The sequence below is a fragment of the Intrasporangium sp. genome (assembly GCF_032907665.1).
Classification (GTDB): Bacteria; Actinomycetota; Actinomycetes; order Actinomycetales; family Dermatophilaceae; genus Intrasporangium.
Genome location: NZ_JAJJPG010000106.1, coordinates 4795 through 10431, shown reverse-complemented (window position 1 = coordinate 10431; position 5637 = coordinate 4795). Strand labels below are relative to the sequence as shown.

The window sequence follows — 5637 nt, the reverse complement described above, 5'->3', positions numbered from 1 at the left end:
CACGGTGACCCAACCACGGTGACCCGACCGCGCTTGACCGCCCACGGTCGCATTGTGCCCGTCATACAAACTCGGCGGTCGGCGGGCCGTACCCTGATGTCGTGAGTGGACCCCTGCCGCACCGGCCGAGCACGGAGACCTCGCGCGCGGTCGACCGCAGCGCCGGGGAGCTGGCCACCCTCGCCTCGCGGAGGATGGAGGAGAACCTCGCCTGGTACCGCGACCTGCCCGCCGCGGAGCGGTCCCAGGTCGGCCTGGTCGCCCACGCCGGGATCCTGCAGTTCATCGCCTGGTTCAAGGCGCACGAGGACAGCACCCCGTCGGCCATCTCCATCTTCGCCAACGCCCCGCAGGAGCTGACCCGGACGGTCAGCCTGCGCCAGACCCTCGACCTGGTCCGCACGGTGGTCGACGTCGTCGAGTCTCGTGTCGAGAGCCTCGCTGCGCCCGGCGACGAGCAGCTGCTCCGCGAGTCGGTGCTCCGTTTCAGCCGCGAGATCGCCTTCGCCGCGGCCGAGGTCTACGCCGGCGCGGCGGAGGCCCGCGGTGCCTGGGACGCCCGCCTCGAGGCCCTGGTCGTCGATGCCGTCCTGCGCGGCGAGGCCGACGAGTCGATGCAGTCCCGGGCGGCGGCGCTCGGATGGGGCGACATCGGCCACGTCACCTTCGTGGTCGGCACCACCCCCGTGGTCGACGGCGGTGCAGCAGCAGCCGTCGACGCCCTGCGGCGCGCCGTCCGGCACCACGGAGTCGAGGCCCTCGCAATCGTCCAGCGAACCCGCCTCATCGCGATCCTCGGTGGCACCGAGGACCCGCTCGCGGTCGTGTCGGCCGTGGCGGACTGCTTCGGCGACGGGCCGATCGTCGTCGGCCCCACCGTGCCCCACCTCTTCGCGGCCGGCCGCTCCGCCCGGGCCGCGTTGAGCGGCCTCTCGTCAGCTCCGGCATGGCCCGCCGCTCCGCGGATCGTCGAGTCCCAGGCCCTGCTGCCCGAGCGCGCCCTCGCCGGCGACGTGCCGGCGCAGCGACTGCTCATCGACCAGGTCCACCGGCCGCTGGCGCGATCCGCGCAGAGCGCCCTGCTCGCCACGGCCGAGACCTACTTCGAGACGGGCCGATCACTCGAAGCGACCTCGCGCCGCCTCTTCATCCACCCCAACACGGTGCGTTACCGACTCGGCCGGATCGAGGAGGTCACCGGATATGACCTGACCCGACCCCGGGACGCCTGGGCGGCCCGGATCGCCCTCGCCCTCGGCCGACTCGCCGATACGGAGCGCTCAGCCCGCGCCAGCGTCCGCGCCACGTTGGAGGAAACCTCCAAACCTGCACCGCCGACTTCGTGACATTCGGAGTCAGCATGGACGCGGAGCATCGGGGAGGCTGGACAGGTGCTAGCGATCGTCTGCCCTGGACAGGGCTCCCAGACCCCCGGCTTCCTCACGCCCTGGCTCGAGCTCGACGGAGTCCGGGACGAGCTCGCACGCCTCTCCGAGGCGACCGGCCTCGACCTCGTTGCCCATGGGACCACGTCCGACGCCGAGACGATCAAGGACACCGCGATCGCGCAGCCTCTCATCGTCGGTGCCGGGCTCGTCTCTCTCCCCCCGCTACGCGCTGGGTCGACCACGCACGCGACCTCCGACTCGACCTCCGACAAGGCGTCCCGCTCGACCATCGCCACCAGCGTCGGGCTGCTCGCCGGCCACTCCGTCGGGGAGATCACCGCGGCAGCGGCCGCCGGCGTCCTCGATGCCGGCGACGCCGTCGTCTTCGTCCGGGAGCGGGGACGGGCCATGGCAGCCGCGAGCGCCGCGAAGCCCACCGGGATGGCAGCCGTCCTCGGCGGTGACCCCGACGACGTGCTGGCAGCCCTCGACCGACACGGCCTCACCCCCGCCAACGTCAACGGAGCCGGGCAGACCGTCGCCGCCGGCACCCTCGACCAGCTCGAAGCCCTGCGGGGCGACCCGCCGGCCAGGGCCCGCGTCATCCCGCTCCAGGTCGCGGGCGCGTTCCACACCCACCACATGGCCCCAGCGGTCGGCACCCTCGAGGAGCTGGCCGCCACCATGACGACCTCCGACCCGAGCGTGACGCTGCTCTCCAATGCCGACGGCAAGGCGGTCCCCGACGGCCGTGAGGCCCTGGACCGCCTGGTGCGCCAGGTGAGCAACCCGGTCCGCTGGGACCTGTGCATGGAGACCATGCAGCAGCTCGGGGTCACGGGCCTCATCGAGCTTCCGCCGGCGGGCACTCTCGTCGGCCTGGCCAAGCGCGCCCTGAAGGGCGTCGAGACCTTGGCGCTCAAGACGCCCGACGACCTCGACGCCGCCCGCCGGATGATCTCCGAGCACGGCGTCGCCGCTCCCCCTTCCCTGCACGAGTCGACGAGTGAGGCCACCCCGTGACTGCTTCCACCAGCGCCCCGGTTCCCAAGGGGACCGGCACCATCATCGACCCGGGCGTGGCCCGCCACTCGCGCGTCCTCGGCGTGGGCGCCTACCGCCCTGCTCGCGTCGTGACGAACGCCGAGATCGTCGACGCGATCGACTCGAGTGACGAGTGGATCAGGGAGCGATCCGGCATCGTCAGCCGCCACCGTGCCGCCGAGGACGAGTCGGTCATCGACATGGCCGAGCACGCCGCGCGGCAGGCCCTGGAGCATGCCGGCATCTCCCCCGCGCAGCTCGGCTTCGTGCTCATGGCGACGGTGACGCATCCCTACCAGACCCCTGCGGCCGCCCCGGAGCTCGCCGCCCGGCTCGGGTCCACGGCTCCCGCGATGGACATCTCGGCCGCCTGCGCCGGCTACTGCTACGGCGTCGCGACCGGCAGCGACATGGTCAAGGGAGGCTCCGCCGACTACGTCCTCGTCATCGGTGTGGAGAAGCTCAGCGACTTCACCGACTACACCGACCGCGGCACGGCTTTCATCTTCGGTGACGGCGCCGGCGCCTGCGTCATCGGCCCCTCCGACACGCCGGGTATCGGCCCCACGGTCTGGGGGTCCGACGGGGCGCAGCGCGACGTCATCTCCAACCGGCACTCGTGGCTGGAGGTCAAGGACATCCTCGGCGACGGGAGCACCGAGGCCGCTGGGCTCGGCGATGCCACCGCTGCCGCCGAGGCAGGTGCGGTGGAAGGCCTGTCCGCCAGGGGATGGCCCACCCTGACCATGGCGGGCCAGAGCGTCTTCCGCTGGGCCGTCTGGGGCATGGCGCCCGTTGCCCAGCAGGCCATCGACCGGGCCGGAATCAAGGCCGACGACCTCGACGCGTTCATCCCGCACCAGGCCAACATCCGAATCGTCGACGCCATGGTCAAGCAGCTCAAGCTGCCGCCCGACATCCCGGTCGCGCGCGACATCGTGACCACGGCCAACACCTCGGCGGCCTCGATCCCGATCGCCACCACCCGAATGCTCGCGGAGCATGAGATCCCGAGTGGCGGACTGGCCCTGCAGATCGGCTTCGGCGCCGGCCTCGTCTATGCCGCCCAGGTCATCGTCCTGCCCTAGGACGTCCTCGTTTCCCGCGTGTCCCGACGGGTACTCCCGGCAGGCGGGATTCGGTAGAGGTTCTGGTCACTCACCCGGACGCTCGCCGAGAGCACAGCCAGCGCAACCAGCACAGCCAGCACAGCCAGCACAGCCAGCACAGCCGAACCACCGACCACCCGATCAGACCACCACCAGGTGACCACCAGAAGGAGCAGACACATGGCTCAGTCCGAGCAGGAGATCCTCGAGGGTCTCGCCGAGATCGTCAACGAGGAGACGGGCCTCGACACGGCATCCGTGGAGATGGACAAGTCCTTCACGGACGACCTCGACATCGACTCCCTGTCGATGATGACGATCGTCGTCAACGCCGAGGAGAAGTTCGGCGTCCGCATCCCCGACAGCGAGGTCAAGAACCTCAAGACGGTGCGCGACGCCGTCTCCTACATCGCAGGCGCCCAGGCTGAGTCCAACGCCTGACCCATCGCGCACGCCTCGGGCCCGCCGCGTGTCCGGTCCCACCACTGTGGGCACCGGGCACGCGGACCCAGCCCAGCGGCATACGTCCTCCACCTCGCCGCACCACCATCGACCTGACCTGACGAGGAGCACCTCACCATGACGTCCAACGACCGACGCGTCGTCGTCACCGGCCTGGGCGCCACGACGCCCGTGGGCGGCACCGCCCCCGAGACGTGGGAAGCCGTCCTCGCCGGGCGCTCCGGAGCCCGAACCATGGACTTCGACTGGGTGGCCAAGTACGAGCTGCCCGTCACCTTCGCCGCCACGATCGCGACGAAGCCCGAGGAGGTGCTCGCCAAGGTCGAGACCCGACGGCTCGACCCGTCCAGCCAGTACGCCCTCATCGCCGCCCGGGAGGCCTGGGCCGACGCCGGCTCGCCCGAGGTGGACCCCGAGCGGATCGGCACCGCGATCGGCTCCGGCATCGGCGGCGTGTGGACCCTGCTCGACCAGTGGGACACGTTGCGTGAGAAGGGCCCCCGCCGGGTCTACCCACTCGCTGTCCCCATGCTCATGCCCAACGGCCCGTCCGCCGCCGTCTCGCTCGAGTTCGGTGCTCGGGCAGGGGTGCACACCCTTGTCAGCGCCTGCTCGTCGGGCGCCGAGAGCATGGGCTATGCGATCGACATGATCCGCACGGGCCGTGCCGACGTGGTCATCGCCGGTGGCACCGAGGCGGCCGTGCACGCCATGCCGATCGCCGGCTTCGCCGCGATGCAGGCCCTGTCGACGCGCAACGACGACCCGGAGCGCGCCTCACGCCCCTACGACACCGACCGTGACGGCTTCGTCCTCGGCGAGGGGGCGGCCATCATCGTCCTCGAGTCCGAGGAGCACGCTCGGGCTCGGGGAGCCAGGATCTATGCCGAGCTCGCGAGCGTCGGCCTGTCCGCAGACGCCCACCACATCACGGCCCCGGAGCCCAACGGGTCCGGTGCGTCGCGGGCAATGGTCTTCGCGGTCGAGCAGGCGGGACTCTCCCTCACCGACATCAGCCACATCAACGCACACGCGACCTCGACACCGGTCGGCGATGTCGCCGAGTACAACGCGATCAAGCGCGCCTTCGGCGACCAGACCGACAGCATCGCCATCACCGCGACGAAGTCGATGACCGGACACCTGCTCGGCGCCGCCGGTGCCCTCGAGGCGGTCCTGACGATTCTCTCCGTCCACCACCGCACGGTGCCGGCGACGATCAACCTCGACAACCAGGATCCCGAGATCCCGCTCAACGTCGTCACGGGCGAGCACCACACCCTCCCGTCGGGCGACGTCGCCGCGCTGAACAACTCGTTCGGGTTCGGCGGTCACAACGTGGCCCTCGCGATCAAGAGCGTCTGACGACGCAACCACTCGGCCGTATGCCGCTGGGCTGGGGCCGCGCACCTCGCGCGGTCCCAGCCCAGCAGGCTTTGCGAGCCCTGGTGCGCGCGGCCGCCCCGCCCTCCCCCACCGCCACAACTCCGCCCCGGCGAACCTGCCGCGGCCCCCAGACCCGACCCACCGCCACAACTTCGCCCCGGCGAACCTGCCGCGGCCCCCAGACCCGAACCAGCGCCACAACTTCGCCCCGGCGAACCTGCCGCGGCGGCGCGGCGATCCAAGGCGCT

Annotated in this window: 5 protein-coding genes; all 5 read left to right on the top strand. The window is 71.4% G+C overall.

The window, feature by feature from the left end; translation table 11 throughout:
* Nucleotides 1-101 precede the first annotated feature (101 nt).
* Nucleotides 102-1346, top strand: coding sequence for a helix-turn-helix domain-containing protein (locus LOY02_RS14440; RefSeq protein WP_317183061.1), 1245 nt, complete (start codon nucleotides 102-104; stop codon nucleotides 1344-1346).
* Nucleotides 1347-1391: 45 nt separating this feature from the next.
* Nucleotides 1392-2411: an ACP S-malonyltransferase gene (locus LOY02_RS14435; protein ID WP_317183060.1), complete on the top strand. Its 1020-nt coding sequence runs from the start codon at nucleotides 1392-1394 to the stop codon at nucleotides 2409-2411.
* Nucleotides 2408-3520 (top strand): beta-ketoacyl-ACP synthase III, encoded by a 1113-nt coding sequence (locus tag LOY02_RS14430; protein ID WP_317183059.1) that lies wholly within the window; start codon nucleotides 2408-2410, stop codon nucleotides 3518-3520. Before LOY02_RS14435 ends, LOY02_RS14430 begins: the two co-directional genes overlap by 4 nt.
* Nucleotides 3521-3721: 201 nt before the next feature.
* Nucleotides 3722-3982 carry an acyl carrier protein gene (locus LOY02_RS14425; RefSeq protein WP_317183058.1) on the top strand — a complete coding sequence of 87 codons (261 nt, stop codon included), beginning with the start codon at nucleotides 3722-3724 and terminating at the stop codon, nucleotides 3980-3982.
* A 138-nt stretch (nucleotides 3983-4120) separates the two neighbouring features.
* Nucleotides 4121-5368: a beta-ketoacyl-ACP synthase II gene (fabF, locus tag LOY02_RS14420; protein WP_317183057.1), complete on the top strand. Its 1248-nt coding sequence runs from the start codon at nucleotides 4121-4123 to the stop codon at nucleotides 5366-5368.
* Nucleotides 5369-5637 lie beyond the last annotated feature (269 nt).